An 18,230-nucleotide genomic window follows, 5' to 3' on the forward strand; every position below is an offset into this window, starting at 1 on the left:
GAGGGTGGCGGGTTTGCTCCACCCGTGGGGCCTGACCACCCGTTCGGCCGCATGCGGGCGGCTCAGGGCTTCTCTCGCCGCCCGGAGCCGCCAGGATGGCCCGAGGATCACGCCATGGTGCGGGCGAACCGCGAGCGTCTGGAGACACACACCGGTGACCGTTGTCAACGACCCCGAGCCCTCCGCCGTCCCCCATTACGACAGCGAGGTGCCGCTGCGAGGCCGGCAGCCCGGCAATGTCGTGGTGAAGTGGCTGACGACCACCGACCACAAGACGATCGGCACGCTCTATCTGGCCACGTCGTTCGCGTTCTTCCTGATCGGTGGCGTGATGGCGCTGATCATGCGCGCCGAGCTCGCCCGGCCGGGTCTGCAGATCATCTCGAACGAGCAGTACAACCAGGCGTTCACCATGCACGGCACGGTGATGCTGCTGATGTTCGCGACGCCGCTGTTCGCGGGCTTCACCAACTGGATCATGCCGCTGCAGATCGGCGCGCCCGACGTCGCCTTCCCGCGGCTGAACATGTTCGCCTACTGGCTGTACCTGTTCGGCTCGACCATCGCGGTCGCCGGCTTCATCACGCCGCAGGGTGCCGCGGACTTCGGCTGGTTCGCGTACTCGCCGCTGTCGGACGTGGTCCGCTCGCCGGGCATCGGCGCCGACATGTGGATCATGGGCCTGGCCTTCTCCGGCTTCGGCACCATCCTCGGCGCGGTCAACTTCATCACCACGATCATCTGCATGCGCGCACCCGGCATGACGATGTTCCGCATGCCGATCTTCGTGTGGAACGTGCTGCTGACCGCCGTCCTGGTCCTCTTCGCCTTCCCGGTCCTCGCCGCCGCGCTGTTCGCGCTGGAGGCGGACCGCAAGTTCGGGGCGCACGTCTTCGACGCCGCGAACGGCGGGGCGCTGCTGTGGCAGCACCTGTTCTGGTTCTTCGGCCATCCAGAGGTGTACATCATCGCGCTGCCGTTCTTCGGCATCGTGACCGAGGTGCTCCCGGTCTTCTCCCGCAAGCCGGTCTTCGGCTACATGGGCCTGGTCGCGGCGACCATCGCGATCGCGGGCCTGTCGGTGACGGTGTGGGCGCACCACATGTACGTCACGGGAGGCGTGCTGCTGCCGTTCTTCTCCTTCATGACGTTCCTGATCGCGGTGCCGACCGGCGTGAAGTTCTTCAACTGGATCGGCACCATGTGGAAGGGCTCGGTGTCGTTCGAGACGCCGATGCTGTGGGCCACGGGCTTCCTCGTGACGTTCCTGTTCGGCGGTCTGACCGGTGTCATCCTGGCCTCGCCGCCGCTGGACTTCCACGTCTCCGACTCGTACTTCGTGGTGGCCCACTTCCACTACGTGGTCTTCGGCACGGTCGTCTTCGCGATGTTCTCCGGCTTCCACTTCTGGTGGCCCAAGTTCACCGGCAAGATGCTCGACGAACGGCTCGGCAAGATCACCTTCTGGACGCTGTTCATCGGCTTCCACGGCACGTTCCTGGTCCAGCACTGGCTGGGCGCGGAGGGCATGCCGCGCCGGTACGCCGACTACCTGGCGGTCGACGGGTTCACCGCCCTCAACACGGTGTCCTCGATCGGCTCCTTCCTGCTCGGCCTGTCGGTCCTGCCGTTCCTCTACAACGTGTGGCGGACCGCCAGGTACGGCAAGCCGGTCGGCGTCGACGACCCGTGGGGCTACGGCCGTTCGCTGGAGTGGGCGACCTCCTGCCCGCCGCCGCGGCACAACTTCGTGACCCTGCCGCGGATCCGCAGCGAATCCCCGGCGTTCGACCTGCACCACCCGGACATCGCCGCGGTCGAGGCCGAGGCCCACGGCGTCCACTCATGACGGACGCGGGGCATCGCGTGGGCGGCGGACCGCGCCGGGAAGCCGGCCAGGACCTCGGCAACCAGGTGGAGGGATACCTGCTGTGGCGGGCCCGGATCGCCGAGGCCGAACAGCGGGCGCGGGAGTTCACCCGCCGCATGGACTGGCTGACCACGTCCCAGCGCGACGAGATCGAACGCCACTACGTCGACGACAGCCTGCGGCGGGCCCGGCAGGACCTGGAACGCGTCGCCGCCCGCGCGGTGTCCCTGCGGGGCGAGTACGAGCGGCGCTACCGCGCGCTGCGGGCCCGCTGCGCGGGCTGGACGCTGGCCGTGTGCGGGGGCGCCGCCTTCCTGACGGCGGCGGTGTCACTGGGGCGCTGAGAGCCCCTTCGCGCCACCCGCCGGCGCCGCCGTCAGCGGGGTGGCGATGTCCTCCAGCGACCGCCGCTCCGCGTTCACCGCGCAGAACGCCGCCACCAGCCCCGCCGCGCACATCAGGCCCGCGCCGATCTCGAAGGCGAGCACCGTGTCGGAGACCTTCCCGGTGCCCGTCAGGTCGGCGAACAGGAGCGGGCCGCTGATGCCGCCGGCCGCCGTGCCGAGCGCGTAGAAGAAGGCGATCGACATCGCCCTGGTCTCCATCGGGAAGATCTCGGACACCGTCAGATACGCGCTGGAGGCTCCCGCCGAGGCGAAGAACAGCACCGCGCACCAGCACGCCGTCAGCGTCCCCGCCGTCAGCACGCCCCGGTCGAACAGCCAGGCCGTGCCGAACAGCAGCAGCCCCGACAGCAGGTACGTCGACGAGATCATCACCCGCCGGCCCACCGTGTCGAAGAGCTTGCCGAGCAGCAGCGGGCCCAGGAAGTTGCCGACCGCGATGACCACGAAGTAGTAGCCGGTGTCGCCCGTCGGCACGTCGAAGAACGTGGTGAGGATCGTGCCGAAGCCGAAGGTGATCGCGTTGTAGAGGAACGCCTGGCCGATGAAGAGGGAGAAACCGAGGACGGCCCGGCGCCGGTAGTCGTGGAAGACGGTGCGGGCGATCTCGCCGAAGGTGACGCCGGAACGCTGATGGATGACCAGTTCCTTCTCCGGTTCCGGCAGCCGCTCGCCCTTCTCGGCCTCCACCCGGCGCTCGATCGAGGAGACGATCTCCTCCGCCTCCTGTTCCCTGCCGTGGATGAGCAGCCAGCGCGGGCTCTCCGGGACGTTGCGCCGTACCAGCAGGATGACCAGGCCCAGCACCACGCCCAGCGCGAACGTCAGCCGCCAGCCGACGTCCTTGGCCAGGAAGTCCGTGTTCAGCGCGACGATCGAGAGCAGCGAGCCGCCGACCGCGCCCACCCAGAAGCTGCCGTTGATGGCCAGGTCCACGCGGCCGCGGTAGGAGGCGGGGATCAGTTCGTCGATGGCGGAGTTGATGGCCGCGTACTCGCCGCCGATGCCGAAGCCGGTCAGGAAGCGGAAGGTGAAGAACCACCAGGGGGCGAAGGAGAGCGACGTCAGAGCGGTGGCGGCCAGATAGACCACCAGGGTGATCATGAAGAGTTTCTTGCGGCCGTGGCGGTCCGTCAGCCGGCCCCAGAAGAGCGCTCCGACACAGGCGCCCGCCACGTACAGCGCGGCCGCCAGGCCGGTCACCTGGGAGGAGGAGATATCGAGTCCGCTGCCCGGCTCGGACAGGCGGCTCGCGATGTTGCCGACGACCGTGACCTCCAGGCCGTCCAGGATCCACACGGTGCCCAGGCCGACCACGATCGTCCAGTGCCAGCGGGACCAGGGCAGCCGGTCCAGGCGGGCCGGGATCCGGGTGGTGATCGTCCGGCCGGAGCCGTCCGCCCCGTGCACGCCCACGTCCGCACCCGTAGCCATCCGCGCCTCCTCGACCGGGAAGGGAACCGACATCCTGGCTCGGGTGCCCCGCCCCCGGCCCTCGAAGCGCCTACGCGCCCAGCGCCCGCGACACCGTGAAGATCAGCACTCCGGCCAGCGACCCCACCACCGTGCCATTGATCCGGATGAACTGCAGATCACGCCCGATGTGCGCCTCGATCTTCCGGGTGGTGTGCTCGGCGTCCCAGCCCGCCACCGTGTCGGTGATCAGGGAGGTGATCTCCTTGCGGTAGGTCGACACCACGTGCACGGCCGCGCCCTCGACCCAGCTGTCGACCTTGTCCTGGACCTTGGCCTCGCCCGCCATCCGGGCCCCCAGGGAGATCAGCGAGGCGCGCACGCGCAGCCGCAGCTCGCTGCGTTCGTCCTCGGCCGCCGAGACGATCATGGACCGTACGGCCGTCCAGGCCGAGGCGATCAGGTCCTGCACCTCGCCGCGGCCCAGCACCTCGCCCTTGAGCCGCTCGACCCGGGCCCGGGTCTCGGTGTCGGACTGCAGGTCGTTCGCGAAGTCGGCCAGGAAGCGGTCGAGGGCGCCGCGCGCCGGGTGCGAGGGCATGTCCCGCATCTCGGTGCAGAAGCGCAGCAGCTCCTTGTAGACCCGCTCGCCGACCTTGCGGTCCACGAACCGGGGGGTCCAGCCGGGCGCGCCGCCCTGCACGGCGTCCATCACCGAGTCCGCGTGCAGCTCCAGCCAGTCGTGCGCCCGGCCGACCACCAGGTCCACGACCCGCCGGTGACCGCCGTCGGCGACGACCCGGTCCAGCATCTTGCCGATGCCCGGGGCGATCTCCTGGGCGTCGGCCCGCCGGGTGATCGCCTCGCCGACCACCGCCTGCACGTCGGAGTCGCGCAGCACGGTCAGGGCGCCGCGCAGCGCGGTCGCCAGTTCCGCGGTGACCCGGTCGGCGTTCTTCGGCTCCGCCAGCCACGCGCCGAGCCGGCTCGCGATGCCGACGGCGCGCAGCCGCTGGCGCACGACGTCCCGGGAGAGGAAGTTCTCGCCGACGAACTCGCCCAGCGAGACGCCCAGCTGGTCCTTCTTGGTCGGGATGATCGCGGTGTGCGGGATCGGCAGGCCGAGCGGGTGCCGGAACAGGGCGGTCACCGCGAACCAGTCGGCGAGCGCGCCGACCATGCCCGCCTCGGCCGCCGCGGCCACGTAGTCCGCCCAGGAACCGGCGCCCGCGCCGGACGCCCACTTGGCCAGCACGTACACCACGGCGACGAACAGCAGCAGGCCGGTCGCCGTCGCCTTCATGCGCCGCACCCCGCGCCGGCGCTCCTCGTCGGCGGGTGTGAAGGCGTTCATGGACTTGTAGGACGGGGCGCTCTCCGTCCCGCCGTCCGGCGCTTCCGTACGTTCCGCCATCTGCTCCACCCGTTCGCAGCCGGTCCACCCTCGTGGTGATCCCGCACATATTGTCTCTTCCTGACCTACTCCTGGAACGGAACAGGAGTTCCCACCGTCTCTCTCTTCGGAAAACTCCGGCAGGTCCGCGCGACGGCGCCCTGCCCGTCGTTCGAGGAGAACTGAACACGCATGCCCCGGCGTCACCACGGTTACGCCCTGCTCAGTGCGGTCGCCGCGCTGATCGTGGCCCTGTCCGCCGCCCTCTACGCCGGTGTAGCCGCCGGCGGTACCTCCCCGCGCGCCGCCGTCCCGGACGGCGGCCGCCGTCACGGTGTCTCGGCGGCACCCGTCTCGGCCGGCACCTGGGTCGGCGCCTGGTCGGCGTCCCCGGTGGGCGGCGAACCCGGCACCGAGACCGAGGGGCTGGCGGGCCGCTCGGTGCGCAACGTGGTGCACCCGACCGCCTCCGGTACGAGTGCCCGGATCACGCTCTCCAACCTGTACGGGCAGTCGGCGCTCACCTTCTCCGGCGCCTCGATCGCCCTCGCGGCCGGTCACGGCACGGCGGCCGCCGACGCCGGGACGCTGCGGCGGCTCACCTTCGGCGGCTCGGCGTCCGTCGTGGTCCCGGCGGGCGGGCAGGTGGTCAGCGACGTGGTGCCGATCCGGGTGGAGCGGGGCGACGACGTGCTGGTCACGACGTACTCGCCGACGCCGTCCGGGCCGGTCACCTACCACCCGCGGGCCCGTCAGACGTCGTACGTCGCCGACGGCGACCACACGCAGGACGCGGGCGCGGACGCGTACACCGGGCAGACGCCGTACTGGCGCTACCTCACCGCGCTGGACGTGCTCAGCGACGACTCCGCCGGCACGGTCGTGGTGTTCGGGGACTCGCTGACCGACGGGATCACCTCGACGACGGGAGCGAACCGGCGGTGGCCGGACGTGCTCGCGGCGCGGCTGCGGCAGGCCCTCGCGGCCGGATCCGACGTGCCGCGCTACAGCGTGGTCAACGAGGGGATCAGCGGCAACCAGGTCCTCGCGGACGGGCTGGGGCGGCCGGCGGAGAACGAGAGCGGGGTCGGGCGCTTCAGCCGTGACGTCCTGTCCCGTCCGAACGTCAAGGTCGTCGTCATCGACCTCGGGATCAACGACATCCTGCGCAACCGCCGGCTGGCCGACCCGGACGCGGTCGTCGCCGGGCTGCGCACGCTGGTCCGTGCGGCGCATGCGCGCGGGATCAAGGTGGTGGGGGCGACGCTGATGCCGTTCCAGGGGCATCTGGGCTGGTCACCGGCCAAGGAAACGGTTCGCCAGGAGATCAACGCGCGGATCCGGTCGCGGCGGGTGTTCGACGCGGTGACCGACTTCGACAAGGCGCTGCGGGATCCGTACGCGCCGGACCGGCTCCGGCCGTACTACGACTCCGGGGACCATCTCCACCCGAACGACGGGGGTTTCGCGAGGATGGCGGAGGTGTTCGCGCTGGCGGATCTGAGGGGTGGGGGGTCGGTGACGCTCTGACCTCGCCGGAGGGGGCTGCCGGGGCTGGGGTCCTGCGAGGCAGGGGGTTCCTGCGGGGCAGGGGGTTCCTGCTGGCCGTGGGGATCTGCGGGGCCGTGGGGGCTTGGCGCGCAGTTCCCCGCGCCCCTGGGTGGGGTGGGGTGAGGGTGGGAACAAGCGGGGCTCGGTGGGGCGGGGCCCAGGTCAGTGATCGTCGCGGCGGTCGCGGCGGGACTCGTTCAGTTCGCGGCGGGAGGATCTGCGGTCCAGTTGTTCCTGGCGGCGTTCCTCCTTGAGGCGTCGGCGTTCCGCCCTGGTGACCTTGTGCTCCACCTGGACGCCGCCCCAGAAGGCGAAGCCCGTCACGATCACCCGCGGCGCGGCCGGGTCCGGCACGGTGCCCTCCTCGCGGTGGTCGAAGCCGCCCATGACACCGATGCCGCGCATCACGACCTCGACGCCCGGCGGCACGATGACGTTCACCCCGCCCATGATCGCGACGCAGTTGATCTCGATCTCGTGGTCCGCGAAGTTCGCCTCGCGCAGGTCGATCTCGCCGCCGCCCCAGAACGCCACGCAGGTGAAGCGCCGGGGCGCCGTCCAGCGGCCCTTGCGCTGGAAGCCGGACATCACGGCCACCGCCCACGTCGACGAGCCCTCGCCGCCCACGATCCGGCCGCCCCAACCGCCCCGGTCCACCGGCGCCTTGTACAGCGAGACCGCCGGTGCCGCCCCAGCCGGAAGGTCCCTGGTGATCGGCGTCAGGTCGCCGTACGTACGGGCCTTGTACGTCGCCTCCAGCCGCTCCTCGAACTCCTCCATGTCCAGCCGGCCCTCCGCGAGGGCGTCCCTGAGGATCTCGGCGACCCGTTCGCGGTCGGCGTCGGAGGCGCGCAGCTGAGGGGCTTCGTCGGTCATGAGTGCAGACTACGAGTTCCGGTCGCCCGGCACTACGCCGTCGGGCTCCCCCAGCGGACCGCGCAGCATCTTCGCGATCACCGTCTCGATGTCCGGTTCCCGCACCGACAGGTCGGCCAGCGGGTACTCCGCCGCGATCCGCGCCACCAGCGGCGCCGCCGACTCCGACGCCGGGAACGCCAGCCACTGCCGCGGTCCCTCCACCTTCACCACCCGCGCCGAACCGCCCGCCACCACCGGCGGCAACTCCCGCTCCAGGTCGACCACCAGGGTCCGTTCGCTCTCCCCCGCCTCGTGCAGGCCGGCGAGCGGACCGTCGTACACCAGGCGCCCGTGGTCGATGACCATCACCCGCGAGCACAACTGCTCGATGTCCTGGAGGTCGTGCGTGGTCAGCAGGACCGTGGTGCCGCGCTCGGTGTTCAACTCGCGCAGGAACTCACGGACCTTGGCCTTGGAGATGACGTCCAGGCCGATCGTCGGCTCGTCCAGGTACAGCACCTCCGGATCGTGCAGCAGCGCCGCCACGATGTCGCCGCGCATCCGCTGGCCCAGCGAGAGCTGCCGTACCGGAACGTCCAGCAGGCTCTCCAGGGACAGGAGTTCGACCAGCCGGTCCAGGTTCTGCCGGTACCGCGCGTCGGGGATGCGGTACATGCGGTGCATCAGCCGGTAGGAGTCGATGAGCGGCAGGTCCCACCACAGGGTGGTGCGCTGGCCGAAGACCACGCCGATGCGGTGGGCCAGCTTCGTGCGCTCGCGCGACGGATCGATGCCCGCCACCCGCAGCCGGCCGCCGCTCGGCGTCAGGATCCCCGTCAGCATCTTGATCGTCGTCGACTTCCCGGCGCCGTTCGGACCGATGTAGCCGACCATCTCACCGCGCGCCACCGTGAAGGAGAGCGCGTCCACCGCCCGTACCTGCCGCCGCTCCCGTTTCAGGAAACCGGTCCTGCGCCGGACGTCGAAGACCTTCTCGACCCCGTCCACCTCAATGAACACCGTCAACTCCCCGTGCTCCGTTCAACTCCCCGTGCTCCGATACGACCTGAGCCCCGCCCGCCACGCCAGGCCCGAAAGCGCACAGCACACCACCGCCACCAGCGGCGGAGACCACACCGTCCACTCCGGCAGCCGCAGCGGATACGGCCGCCCCAACAGATGAGCGGCCGGGATCCAGTTGACGAAGGCCAGCGGCAGCAGGAAGGTCACCCCTCGCACGAAGTCCCGCCCGAACACCGTCGGCGGGTACTGGAGCAGCGTCGTCCCGCCGTAGGTGAACGCGTTCTCCACCTCCGCCGCGTCCTGCGCCACGAACTGGAACGTCGCCCCCACCAGGAACAGCGCGCAGAAGATCACCGCGCCGCTGATCACGGTCACCGGCACCAGCAGCACCTTGGCCGCCGTCCACTCGACGGGCACCGCGGCCAGCGCGTACCCCAGCACCAGAGCGCCCTGGACCACCCGGCCCAGCCGGCGCAGCGCGAAACGGTCCGCGCCGAGCTGCGCGAGCACCGGAGCCGGCCGCACCAGCAGGATGTCGAAGGAACCGTCGCGGATCCGGGCGCCCAGCACGTCCATCGAGCCGAAGACCAGGTCGGCGAGGCCGAACGCGGTCGTCGACAGGCCGTACAGCAGGGCCACCTCGGGCATGGACCAGCCGCCCAGCCGGTCGACCTGCGTGAACATCAGCAGGATCGTCGCGAAGTCCAGGCCGGTCACCGTCAGGTTGCCGAGCATCGTGAGGACGAAGGACGTGCGGTAGGTCAGCGACGACCGGATCCACATCGCGGCGATCAGCCGGTACGCCCGCACGCCCTCCGCCGGCCGTGACGCCCGCGGCCCCACGACGCTCTCCGGCACCCGCTCAGCCACCCTGCACCACCACCCGCCGGGTCGCCGCCGTCTGCAGCAGCCGCCCCGCCGTCAGCAGCGCCACCGCCCACGCCGCCTGGAAGGCGTACGCGCTCCACGGCACCGTCTCGCCCAGCAGGACGTCCGCCGGCACCTGAAGCTGCGCCGCCCACGGCAGGATCCGCACGACGTCGCCGAGGGCTCCGGGGAAGACGTTCAGCGGCAGGGTCATGCCCGAGCAGAAGATCCCCAGGACCATCAGGACCTGGTTGACACCCATGCCGTCCAGCAGCCAGAACACGCTCAGCGCCGCCAGGTGCCGGATGCCGAAGCTGACGACCATGGCCAGCAGCAGGGAGACGGCGAAGGCCGCCCAGGTCGCCGGGTCGGCGGGCAGCGCCATCGGGAAGAACAGGGCGCCGAAGGCGAACGGGATCACCCCGCGGCCCAGCAACTGGAACAGCGACCGGCCCAGGTCCGTCGCCAGCCACCACAGTTGCAGATCGGCCGGACGGTACAGATCGATCGCGATCTCACCCGTACGGATCCGTTCCATCAGGTCCTTCTCCACGCCGCCGCCCTGGATGGCGAGGGTCGCGTACAGGCACTGCCCGAGCCACACGTAGGTGACCGCCTGCGCCTGGTCGTAGCCTCCGAGATGCGGTTTCTCGTCCCACAGCGCCAGATACGTGTACACGAGAATGATCCCGAAGGCGGTGTTCGTGAACACCCCGGCGGCGGTCGCCGCCCGGTACGTCGCATATCGCCGGAAACCTCCCGCCGCGACGGCGGCGTACAACCGTCCCGCGCCCACACCCCATCCCTCCCCGGCCCGTCGGCACCGAAGCGCCGAAGCCTATGCGCAGACCCGGCCGCCGCGCCTTCCCTTTTCCGGGAGTGCGCGAGGTCACCCGACGCGTGCCGTGGTAAGGGAACTGATCGGCGGATGGGACAGTCTTCATCAAAGGAGGCATGAGTAGCCTCCCGTAACGAAGGCGCCGTTTGCGCCGAAGACGTACCGCCCGCCGGGACGTACGACGCACCGCACCACAGGAGTCCGCGCACACCATGAGTGACGAGCCGCAGCCGCAGCAGCCGAACCAGAGCGGCGAAGGCCCGACAGCACCGTCGACGGCGGTCCAGGAGACGAAGGGGGGCGAGAAGAAGATGAAGCGGCCCAAGCGGACCGGATGGCGGCGGATCCTCCCCACCTGGCGCATGCTGCTCGGCACCTTCGTGATCGGCATACTCCTGCTGATCGGACTGTTCTTCCTCGGCTACTCGATGGTGAAGATCCCGGCGGCCAACGCGTTCGCCACCAAGCAGTCCAACGTGTACCTGTACGCCGACGGCTCCCAGCTGGCCCGGGACGGCGAGGTCAACCGGGAGAACGTGACCCTCGCCCAGGTCTCCAAGGACGCCCAGCACGCCGTGCTCGCCGCCGAGGACCGCGACTTCTACACCGAGTCCGCCGTCGACCCCAAGGCGATGCTGCGGGCCGCCTGGAACACCGCGACCGGCAAGGGCACCCAGTCCGGCTCCACGATCACCCAGCAGTACGTGAAGAACTACTACCTCGCGCAGGAACAGACCGTCACCCGAAAGGTGAAGGAGTTCTTCATCTCGATCAAGCTGGACCGCAGCGAGTCCAAGGACGAGATCCTGGAGGGCTACCTCAACACCAGCTACTTCGGCCGCAACGCCTACGGCATCCAGGCCGCCGCCCAGGCCTACTACGGCAAGGACGCCACCGACCTCGACCCGGCACGCGCCGCCTACCTCGCGGCCCTCGTCAACGCGCCCAGCGAGTACGACGTCGTCGCCCACCCCGAGAACAAGACGGCCGCCGTCGCGCGCTGGAACTACGTCCTGGACGGCATGGTCAAGAAGGGCTGGCTCAGCGCCTCCGACCGGGCCGGCATGAAGTTCCCGATGCCCAAGGAGCAGACCGCCTCCACCGGCATGTCCGGCCAGCGCGGCTACCTCGTCGAGGCCGTCAAGAGCTACCTGATCAAGAACAAGATCGTCGACGCCGACGCCCTGGAGGCCGGCGGCTACCGCATCACCACCACCATCGAGAAGGACAAGCAGAACGCCTTCGTGAAGGCGGTCGACGACAAGCTGATCTCCCAGCTCGACAAGAAGAACCGCAAGGCCGACACCTACGTGCGCGCCGGCGGCGCCTCGGTCGACCCGAAGACCGGCAAGGTCGTCGCCATGTACGGCGGCATCGACTACGTGAAGCAGTACACCAACGGCGCCACCCGCGGTGACTTCCAGGTCGGCTCCACCTTCAAGCCCTTCGTGTTCGCCTCCGCCGTCGACAACGACTCCACCACCCAGTCCGGCCAGACCATCACCCCGAACACCTACTACGACGGCACCAACAAGCGGCCCGTGCAGGGCTGGCCCGGCGGCAGCTACGCACCGGAGAACGAGGACGAGAAGTCCTACGGCCAGATCACCGTCCGCAAGGCCACCGACCTGTCCGTGAACGCCGTGTACGCGCAGATGGCCGTCGACGTCGGCCCGTCCAAGGTCAAGCAGACCGCCGTCGACCTGGGCATCCCCTCCGACACCAAGGACCTCCAGCCGTACCCGTCCATCGCGCTGGGCACCGCCACCGCCAGCGTCCTGGACATGGCCGAGGCCTACGCCACGCTCGCCAACCACGGCAAGCACGGCACGTACTCGATGGTCGAGAAGGTCACCAAGGACGGCACGCAGGAGATCACGCTGCCGAAGAGCAGGAGCAGGCAGGCCGTCAGCCGGCAGGCCGCCGACACCACCACCTCCATCCTGCAGAGCGTGGTCGACAACGGCACCGCCACCGCCGCCCAGGGCGCCGGCCGCCCGGCGGCCGGCAAGACCGGAACCGCCGAGGAGGACACCGCCGCCTGGTTCGCGGGCTACACCCCCGACCTCGCCACCGTCGTGTCCGTGATGGGCCAGGACCCGGTCACCGCCGCCCACAAGCCGCTGTACGGCGCGCTCGGCCTGGACCGCATCAACGGCGGCGGGGCCCCGACCGAGATCTGGGCGCAGTACACCAAGGCCGCCCTCAAGGGCGTCGTGGCCTCCGCCTTCGACCTCGACCTCCAGTCCGGCGCCGAGACCGTCGCCCCGGCCACCCAGAGCCCGGAGACCCCGGGCACCGGCGGCCAGGACAACGGCGGCACCACCGGCGGCGACCAGGACAACGGCGGGACCACGAACGGCGGCCAGGACAACGGCGGCACCACGGACGGCTCCACCACCGCGGGCACCACGGACGGCTCCACCACGGACGGCTCCACCACCGACGGCTCCACCACGTCCGGCACGACGACCTCCGGCACGGACGCCGGTACGACCACCTCGGGCACCGACGCCGGCACGTCCACCGGCACCACCGACGGCTCCAGTACCGGCACGACCAGCGGAACCGGCGACAACGGCGGCCCGGCCGGGACGACGGCCGGCGACGACGGAGGCGGCGGCGGCTTCGGCATCCCCTAGGTCCGGCCCGACGCCATGACCGCGGTACCGGTCAGTGACCGCTGGTCGCCTTGAGCCCCACCACGGCGACCAGCAGCAGGCACACGAAGAAGATCCGCGCGGCGGTGGCCGGCTCCCCCAGCACCAGCATCCCGAACACCGCCGCCCCGGCCGCCCCGATCCCCACCCACACGCCGTACGCGGTACCGATGGGCAGGGTCCGGGCGGCGTACGAGAGCAGCAGCATGCTGGCGACGATGCCGGCGCCGGTGAACAGACTGGGGACGAGCCGGGTGAAACCGTCGGTGTACTTCATGCCGACCGACCAGCCGACTTCGAGCAGACCGGCGACGACGAGCAGGACCCAGGCCATGACAGGCACCTCCGAGATGTTTCGCTGAACGGGGGTGCGTCGTCTTTTCCGCTACGGTCCCGGTACGGCGCGTCTCGTCGGGCTGGCTCCTTCGAAGGTAGCAAAGAAACGACAAAGGGGCCTGGTGACCGCAGTCACCAGGCCCCTTCCGGCCACCGAATCAGAGATACAGGCCGGTCGAATCCTCCGAGCCCTCGAACCGGTCGGCGGCCACCGCGTGCAGATCGCGCTCACGCATCAGCACGTAGGCCACCCCGCGCACCTCGACCTCGGCACGGTCCTCGGGGTCGTACAGCACCCGGTCGCCGGGTTCCACCGTGCGCACGTTCTGTCCCACCGCGACCACCTCGGCCCAGGCCAGCCGGCGCCCGACGGCCGCCGTGGCCGGGATCAGGATCCCGCCGCCGGACCGGCGCTCGCCCTCACCGGTGTCCTGCTTGACCAGGACCCGGTCGTGCAGCATCCGGATGGGCAGCTTGTCGTGATGGGTGTCGTTCCTGTTGGCGCTCACGCCTCTGAACCTACCTGCTTCCGCTCAGCCCCTGCGCCGTCGGCCGCCGAACACGAGCAGCCCGGCCACGCCCACAACGACCAGCGCGACCGGCACGACGCGCTCCAGGCGCGGCGCGCCCTCCTCGTCCACGAACTGGGCACGCACCTCGCTCACGGCCCGGTTGACCTGGACGTAGGCCCGCCCGAGCGTGTGATCGACGTTGGCCGCGACCTTGGCCTTCGCATCGCCGACGATGGTCTTCGGGTGCACCCGCACCCCGATCTCGTCCAGCGTCTCGGCCAGCACATCGCGGCGTCGCCTGATGTCCGCCTCGATCTGCGCCGGGGTTCTGGTGTCCGACGTCTCCGCCACCGTAGGCCTCCGAAGTCTGCCGTGCTGCATGTTCTGGACAGTCTGTCAGTTCTCGTCGCCGCCGCACTGTCAGGACCCCCCGTTACGCTGGACCGATGAGCGAGCGACTCCAGCCCGGGGACGTGGCCCCCGACTTCACCCTCCCCGACGCCGACGGCAACGAGGTGTCCCTTTCCGCCCACAAGGGCCGCAAGGTCATCGTCTACTTCTACCCGGCGGCGCTGACGCCCGGCTGCACGAAGCAGGCGTGCGACTTCACCGACAACCTCGACCTGCTGGCCGGCGCGGGCTACGACGTCATCGGGGTCTCCCCCGACCAGCCGGAGAAACTCGGCAAGTTCCGCGACAAGGAGAACCTCAAGGTCACCCTGGTCGCCGACCCCGACAAGAAGGTCCTGGACGCGTACGGCGCGTACGGCGAGAAGATGAACTACGGCAAGACGTACCTGGGCGTCATCCGCTCCACGGTCGTCGTGGACGAGGAGGGCAAGGTGGAACGGGCCCTCTACAACGTCCGCGCCACCGGCCACGTCGCCAAGATCATCAAGGACCTGGGCATCTGACCCCCTAGACCTGCCACCGACGGCCCGCACCGGATCCCCCCGGCGCGGGCCGTTCCCTCTTCCCCGGCCCCCGTGGGCGTGACTGTCCGATAACCGGTTCGTTACTCCGTACGAGCTGCGAACGCGCGGCCGGAACGGAGGGGGTCCGATGGGGGCCGGTACGTACACCAGGGAGCGGCTGGCGCTGGAAGTTGCCGAAGCACGCAACTGGGCCGAGCTGATGCGGCGATTGGGCCTCAATCCGAGTGGCGGTCAAAGGCGGGTGCTGCAGGAGCATGTGACGCGTCACGAACTCGATACGAGCCACTTCACCAAGCACAGCCCATGGCGCAAGTACCCCGACACCGCTATCGCGGAGGCCGCCGCATCCTCGTTCTCCCTGCGGGAAGTTGCGCTCAAACTGGGTGCCACACCAGCCACGGGGACCCTCTCGCACATCCGACGTCGCCTTGACGCCGCAGGCATCGACATCAGCCACTTCCCCGGCATGGATCGCCCCGAACTGGATCTACCCTTCACTTCAAAAGAACTCCGAGCGGCCGCAGCGACGGCTACCAGCGTGCGCGGCGTAGCTCGCGTTCTGGGAGTTCCCGACGACAGCCGGTCACGGGGGACACTGCGCCGCATGCTGGCGGACCAGCTCATCGACACCAGCCACTTCCCACATCGACGTGCAGTTATTCCCGAGGACAAGCTGCGCGAACTGGTGCTGACCAGCACAAGCTACGCAGAGGTCATGCGTGGACTCGGAATGGATGTCAACGACACCAACCACCGACGCGTACGGCGCACGGCTTCCCGCCTTCGCCTCGAAACCGGCCACTTCACGCGCCGATCCTGGGGTCGGCCCGAGCGGCCGGCCCCTTCAGCGACGGCCCATCGAGTGCTGGTGATCCTGCCCCAGCAGGCCGGACGGACGAACAGATCTCGTCTTCACCAAGCCCTGGCCGAGCTCGGAGTGCCGTACGCGTGTGTAGAGTGCGGCAACCTCGGCGAGTGGCGTGGGCATCAGATCACCCTGCAGATCGACCATGTCAATGGCGACTGGCGGGACAATCGCCGGGAGAACCTTCGCTATCTGTGCCCCAATTGCCATGCGTCCACGGACACGTGGTGTCGCCAGAAGAGCAGAGTCCCACTCGCCGAGCGTCCCGGAAGCCCCGTACACTGAGTGCCGCCGGTCGAGCATGATGACCGTTTTGGGGCGGCCGTGATGGAATTGGTCAGACATGCTGCGTTTAGGGCGCAGTGGGCGAAAGCCCGTGTGGGTTCGAGTCCCACCGGCCGTACATGCGCCGAGGGGCGCCCGGTGGGCGTCCCTCGACTGCCTCTCAGCCCAACAGCTCCCGCACCACCGGTACCAGCCCCCGGAACGCCTTGCCCCGGTGGCTGATCGCGTTCTTCTCGGACGGGGTCAGTTCCGCGCAGGTTCGTGTCTCGCCCTCCGGCTGGAGGATCGGGTCGTAGCCGAAGCCGTTCGTGCCGGACGGGGTGTGGCGGAGGACGCCCTCCAGCCGGCCCTCGACGACGCGTTCCGTGCCGTCGGGCAGGGCCAGGGCCGCCGCGCAGGCGAAGTGGGCTCCCCGGTGCTCCTCGGCGATGTCGGAGAGCTGGGCCAGCAGGAGGTCCAGGTTGGCCTTGTCGTCGCCGTGGCGGCCGGCCCAGCGGGCGGAGAAGATGCCGGGGGCGCCGTTCAGGACGTCGACGCAGAGGCCGGAGTCGTCGGCGACCGCCGGGAGGCCCGTCGCCCGGGCCAGGGCGTGGGCCTTGAGGAGCGCGTTCTCGGCGAAGGTGACGCCCGTCTCCTTGACGTCGGGGATGTCGGGGTAGGCGTCGGCGCCCACGAGTTCGTGGGGCAGTCCCGCCTCGGCGAGGATGGCGTGCAGCTCGGTGACTTTTCCGGCGTTGCGGGTGGCGAGGATCAGGCGGGTCGTCATGCCAGGCAGTATCCCAAGGGCGGGGACCGGCGGTTACGGCGTGCAGACCTTGGTGAGTTCGCCGGCCGCGTCGGTGACCGGGGTGACGTCGGGGGTGGAGTCGCCGTTCTTCAGGGCGGTGCGGACGTTGTCCACGGCCTTGTCGAGGTCGTCGACGGCCTTGTTGACGTCGGCGTCGTCGGTCCTGTCGCCGATCTTCCCCAGGTTGCTCTGGATCGAGTCGAGGGAGGCGTCCGTTTTGGTGGGGTCGTCGGCGGCGTTCTCCACGGCCTGCTGGAGGTCGGTGACGCTGTCGGCGATGGAGTCGGCGGTCTGGACGCAGTCCAGGGCCTTGTCGACGGCGTCGCAGCCGGTGAGGCCGAGGGTGAGTGCGGCGGTCGCGGTCACGGCGGCGATGGCGGTGATGCGGCGGCCTCGGCGTCGGCTGGCGGCCATGACGGTGTTCCCCTCCCGTTGACTGACTGGCCGGGCGCACGGTTGTTCATGCCGTGCGCCCGTACCTATGGGGACGCGGGGTCGGCCGCCCGGGTTGCCGCCGCGTACCTCGGGATTTTTGTTTCCCTTTACTTGGCGGTGCCCGTCCTAGTGGGGCAGGTTCGCTTCGAGGGCCGCGCGCTGGATGGCGGCGAGGTCGGTGCAGCCGGCGACGGCGAGGTCAAGGAGGGCGTTGAGCTCGTCGCGGGCGAAGGGTTCGGCCTCGGCGGTGCCCTGGACCTCGACGAAACGGCCGTCGCCGGTGCAGACGACGTTCATGTCGGTCTCGGCGCGGACGTCCTCCTCGTAGCAGAGGTCGAGGAGCGGGACCTTGCCGACGATGCCGACGGAGACGGCCGAGACGGTGCCGGTCAGGGGCTGGCGGCCGGCCTTGACGAGTTTGCGTTCCTTGGCCCAGGTGACGGCGTCGGCGAGGGCCACGTAGGCGCCGGTGATCGCGGCGGTGCGGGTGCCGCCGTCGGCCTGGAGGACGTCGCAGTCCAGGACGATGGTGTTCTCGCCGAGGGCCTTGTAGTCGATGACCGCGCGCAGGGAGCGGCCGATGAGGCGGGAGATCTCGTGGGTGCGGCCGCCGATCTTGCCGCGGACGGATTCGCGGTCGCCGCGGGTGTTGGTGGCGCGGGGCAGCATGGAGTATTCGGCGGTGACCCAGCCTTCGCCGCTGCCCTTGCGCCAGCGGGGGACGCCCTCGGTGACCGAGGCGGTGCAGAAGACCTTGGTGTCGCCGAAGGAGACGAGGACGGAGCCCTCGGCGTGCTTGCTCCAGCCGCGTTCGATGGTGACCGGGCGGAGTTGTTCGGGGGTGCGGCCGTCGTGTCGAGACATGGCCATGAGCCTATCGGGAGCGGCACAAGGGGCTCGCTCCCAGGAGGGAGGAGCCCCTTCGGGTGAGCCGGGGAGGCTCACATCATGTCTTCGATCTCCGCGGCGATGGGGTCGGCGTCGGTGCCGATGACGACCTGGATGGCGGTTCCCATCTTGACGACGCCGTGGGCTCCGGCGGCCTTCAGGGCGGCGTCGTCGACCTTCGAGGCGTCGTGGACCTCGGTGCGCAGCCGGGTGATGCAGCCTTCGATCTCGTCGATGTTCTCGATTCCGCCGAGGCCGGCGACGATCTTCTCAGCCTTGCTGGCCATGTTCCTTCTCCCTGATTCGAACC

At 70.0% G+C, this 18,230-nt stretch carries 19 protein-coding genes, 1 tRNA gene and 1 riboswitch; of the genes, 7 read left to right on the forward strand and 13 right to left on the reverse strand.

Features of this window, described 5'->3' with window-relative positions:
* The first annotated feature begins 154 nt into the window (after nt 1–154).
* Nucleotides 155–1,849: a cytochrome c oxidase subunit I gene (gene ctaD / locus ACIQOE_RS06345; protein WP_351322984.1), complete on the forward strand. Its 1,695-nt coding sequence runs from the start codon at nt 155–157 to the stop codon at nt 1,847–1,849.
* A complete protein-coding gene (locus ACIQOE_RS06350) occupies nt 1,846–2,214 on the forward strand; it encodes a cytochrome C oxidase subunit I (protein ID WP_351322983.1) in 369 nt (122 codons plus the stop codon). Before ctaD ends, ACIQOE_RS06350 begins: the two co-directional genes overlap by 4 nt.
* On the opposite strand, the gene ACIQOE_RS06355 is transcribed toward ACIQOE_RS06350, so the two are convergent.
* The gene (locus ACIQOE_RS06355; RefSeq protein WP_401409931.1) at nt 2,200–3,708 is read right to left on the reverse strand and encodes an MFS transporter; all 1,509 of its coding nucleotides are present in this window, start codon (nt 3,706–3,708) and stop codon (nt 2,200–2,202) included. The two genes, ACIQOE_RS06350 and ACIQOE_RS06355, sit on opposite strands and share 15 nt — an antisense overlap.
* 70 nt (nt 3,709–3,778) lie before the next feature.
* Nucleotides 3,779–5,041, reverse strand: a complete 1,263-nt coding sequence (locus tag ACIQOE_RS06360) for a DUF445 domain-containing protein (protein ID WP_399008596.1) — start codon at nt 5,039–5,041, stop codon at nt 3,779–3,781.
* A 231-nt stretch (nt 5,042–5,272) separates the two neighbouring features.
* Between ACIQOE_RS06360 and ACIQOE_RS06365 the strand changes: the two genes are divergently transcribed.
* On the forward strand, nt 5,273–6,610 hold the full coding sequence (locus ACIQOE_RS06365) for an SGNH/GDSL hydrolase family protein (RefSeq protein ID WP_401409933.1): 1,338 nt from the start codon (nt 5,273–5,275) through the stop codon (nt 6,608–6,610).
* A 183-nt stretch (nt 6,611–6,793) separates the two neighbouring features.
* Here ACIQOE_RS06365 and ACIQOE_RS06370 read toward each other — a convergent pair whose 3' ends face one another.
* The 4 genes from ACIQOE_RS06370 to ACIQOE_RS06385 all read right to left on the reverse strand — a co-directional run bounded on the left by ACIQOE_RS06370 (nt 6,794) and on the right by ACIQOE_RS06385 (nt 10,175).
* A complete protein-coding gene (locus ACIQOE_RS06370) occupies nt 6,794–7,507 on the reverse strand; it encodes a DUF1707 domain-containing protein (RefSeq protein WP_401409935.1) in 714 nt (237 codons plus the stop codon).
* Between the two features lie 9 nt (nt 7,508–7,516).
* Nucleotides 7,517–8,515, reverse strand: a complete 999-nt coding sequence (locus tag ACIQOE_RS06375) for an ATP-binding cassette domain-containing protein (protein ID WP_351322978.1) — start codon at nt 8,513–8,515, stop codon at nt 7,517–7,519.
* Between the two features lie 15 nt (nt 8,516–8,530).
* Nucleotides 8,531–9,295 carry an ABC transporter permease gene (locus ACIQOE_RS06380; protein ID WP_365561220.1) on the reverse strand — a complete coding sequence of 255 codons (765 nt, stop codon included), beginning with the start codon at nt 9,293–9,295 and terminating at the stop codon, nt 8,531–8,533.
* A 79-nt stretch (nt 9,296–9,374) separates the two neighbouring features.
* Nucleotides 9,375–10,175, reverse strand: a complete 801-nt coding sequence (locus ACIQOE_RS06385; RefSeq protein WP_401409937.1) for an ABC transporter permease — start codon at nt 10,173–10,175, stop codon at nt 9,375–9,377.
* Between the two features lie 254 nt (nt 10,176–10,429).
* Between ACIQOE_RS06385 and ACIQOE_RS06390 the strand changes: the two genes are divergently transcribed.
* Nucleotides 10,430–12,859: a transglycosylase domain-containing protein gene (locus ACIQOE_RS06390; protein ID WP_401409939.1), complete on the forward strand. Its 2,430-nt coding sequence runs from the start codon at nt 10,430–10,432 to the stop codon at nt 12,857–12,859.
* A 31-nt stretch (nt 12,860–12,890) separates the two neighbouring features.
* Here ACIQOE_RS06390 and ACIQOE_RS06395 read toward each other — a convergent pair whose 3' ends face one another.
* The 3 genes from ACIQOE_RS06395 to ACIQOE_RS06405 all read right to left on the reverse strand — a co-directional run bounded on the left by ACIQOE_RS06395 (nt 12,891) and on the right by ACIQOE_RS06405 (nt 14,076).
* Nucleotides 12,891–13,211, reverse strand: a complete 321-nt coding sequence (locus tag ACIQOE_RS06395) for an SMR family transporter (protein WP_351322975.1) — start codon at nt 13,209–13,211, stop codon at nt 12,891–12,893.
* A 33-nt stretch (nt 13,212–13,244) separates the two neighbouring features.
* Nucleotides 13,245–13,318, reverse strand: a riboswitch (guanidine-III (ykkC-III) riboswitch).
* Nucleotides 13,319–13,371: 53 nt separating this feature from the next.
* A complete protein-coding gene (locus ACIQOE_RS06400) occupies nt 13,372–13,674 on the reverse strand; it encodes a co-chaperone GroES (RefSeq protein WP_076089203.1) in 303 nt (100 codons plus the stop codon).
* Nucleotides 13,675–13,746: 72 nt separating this feature from the next.
* Entirely contained in the window at nt 13,747–14,076 is a 330-nt protein-coding gene (locus ACIQOE_RS06405; protein WP_351322973.1) for a DUF3618 domain-containing protein, read from the reverse strand.
* A gap of 95 nt (nt 14,077–14,171) precedes the next feature.
* Between ACIQOE_RS06405 and bcp the strand changes: the two genes are divergently transcribed.
* From bcp to ACIQOE_RS06420, 3 genes are all read left to right on the forward strand, one after another.
* A complete protein-coding gene (bcp, locus tag ACIQOE_RS06410) occupies nt 14,172–14,639 on the forward strand; it encodes a thioredoxin-dependent thiol peroxidase (protein ID WP_351322972.1) in 468 nt (155 codons plus the stop codon).
* 148 nt (nt 14,640–14,787) lie between these two features.
* Entirely contained in the window at nt 14,788–15,810 is a 1,023-nt protein-coding gene (locus ACIQOE_RS06415; RefSeq protein WP_401409942.1) for an HNH endonuclease, read from the forward strand.
* Between the two features lie 33 nt (nt 15,811–15,843).
* Nucleotides 15,844–15,928 (forward strand) — tRNA-Leu (locus ACIQOE_RS06420).
* A 42-nt stretch (nt 15,929–15,970) separates the two neighbouring features.
* Here ACIQOE_RS06420 and rdgB read toward each other — a convergent pair.
* The 4 genes from rdgB to ACIQOE_RS06440 form a co-directional block, all read right to left on the reverse strand.
* Complete coding sequence (rdgB, locus tag ACIQOE_RS06425) at nt 15,971–16,576, reverse strand: RdgB/HAM1 family non-canonical purine NTP pyrophosphatase (RefSeq protein ID WP_362644155.1); 606 nt, start codon at nt 16,574–16,576, stop codon at nt 15,971–15,973.
* Nucleotides 16,577–16,609: 33 nt separating this feature from the next.
* Entirely contained in the window at nt 16,610–17,011 is a 402-nt protein-coding gene (locus ACIQOE_RS06430) for a hypothetical protein (RefSeq protein ID WP_399008006.1), read from the reverse strand.
* A gap of 147 nt (nt 17,012–17,158) precedes the next feature.
* Nucleotides 17,159–17,896: a ribonuclease PH gene (rph, locus tag ACIQOE_RS06435; RefSeq protein WP_362644157.1), complete on the reverse strand. Its 738-nt coding sequence runs from the start codon at nt 17,894–17,896 to the stop codon at nt 17,159–17,161.
* A gap of 77 nt (nt 17,897–17,973) precedes the next feature.
* Complete coding sequence (locus ACIQOE_RS06440) at nt 17,974–18,207, reverse strand: glucose PTS transporter subunit EIIB (protein WP_234544142.1); 234 nt, start codon at nt 18,205–18,207, stop codon at nt 17,974–17,976.
* Nucleotides 18,208–18,230: the final 23 nt, after the last annotated feature.

The organism is Streptomyces sp. NPDC091282, from assembly GCF_044757385.1.
Classification (GTDB): Bacteria; Actinomycetota; Actinomycetes; order Streptomycetales; family Streptomycetaceae; genus Streptomyces; species Streptomyces gramineus.

Bases quoted from the DNA above. Each gene is read 5' to 3' on its own strand.
- ACIQOE_RS06380 (WP_365561220.1), bottom strand. From the start codon at position 9,295: ATGTGGATCCGGTCGTCGCTGACCTACCGCACGTCCTTCGTCCTCACG.
- ACIQOE_RS06415 (WP_401409942.1), top strand. From the start codon at position 14,788: ATGGGGGCCGGTACGTACACCAGGGAGCGGCTGGCGCTGGAAGTTGCC.
- ACIQOE_RS06355 (WP_401409931.1), bottom strand. From the start codon at position 3,708: ATGGCTACGGGTGCGGACGTGGGCGTGCACGGGGCGGACGGCTCCGGC.
- ACIQOE_RS06365 (WP_401409933.1), top strand. From the start codon at position 5,273: ATGCCCCGGCGTCACCACGGTTACGCCCTGCTCAGTGCGGTCGCCGCG.
- ACIQOE_RS06360 (WP_399008596.1), bottom strand. From the start codon at position 5,041: ATGAACGCCTTCACACCCGCCGACGAGGAGCGCCGGCGCGGGGTGCGG.
- ACIQOE_RS06440 (WP_234544142.1), bottom strand. From the start codon at position 18,207: ATGGCCAGCAAGGCTGAGAAGATCGTCGCCGGCCTCGGCGGAATCGAG.
- bcp (WP_351322972.1), top strand. From the start codon at position 14,172: ATGAGCGAGCGACTCCAGCCCGGGGACGTGGCCCCCGACTTCACCCTC.
- ACIQOE_RS06350 (WP_351322983.1), top strand. From the start codon at position 1,846: ATGACGGACGCGGGGCATCGCGTGGGCGGCGGACCGCGCCGGGAAGCC.
- rph (WP_362644157.1), bottom strand. From the start codon at position 17,896: ATGTCTCGACACGACGGCCGCACCCCCGAACAACTCCGCCCGGTCACC.
- rdgB (WP_362644155.1), bottom strand. From the start codon at position 16,576: ATGACGACCCGCCTGATCCTCGCCACCCGCAACGCCGGAAAAGTCACC.
- ACIQOE_RS06395 (WP_351322975.1), bottom strand. From the start codon at position 13,211: ATGGCCTGGGTCCTGCTCGTCGTCGCCGGTCTGCTCGAAGTCGGCTGG.
- ACIQOE_RS06390 (WP_401409939.1), top strand. From the start codon at position 10,430: ATGAGTGACGAGCCGCAGCCGCAGCAGCCGAACCAGAGCGGCGAAGGC.
- ACIQOE_RS06400 (WP_076089203.1), bottom strand. From the start codon at position 13,674: ATGCTGCACGACCGGGTCCTGGTCAAGCAGGACACCGGTGAGGGCGAG.
- ACIQOE_RS06370 (WP_401409935.1), bottom strand. From the start codon at position 7,507: ATGACCGACGAAGCCCCTCAGCTGCGCGCCTCCGACGCCGACCGCGAA.
- ACIQOE_RS06430 (WP_399008006.1), bottom strand. From the start codon at position 17,011: ATGGCCGCCAGCCGACGCCGAGGCCGCCGCATCACCGCCATCGCCGCC.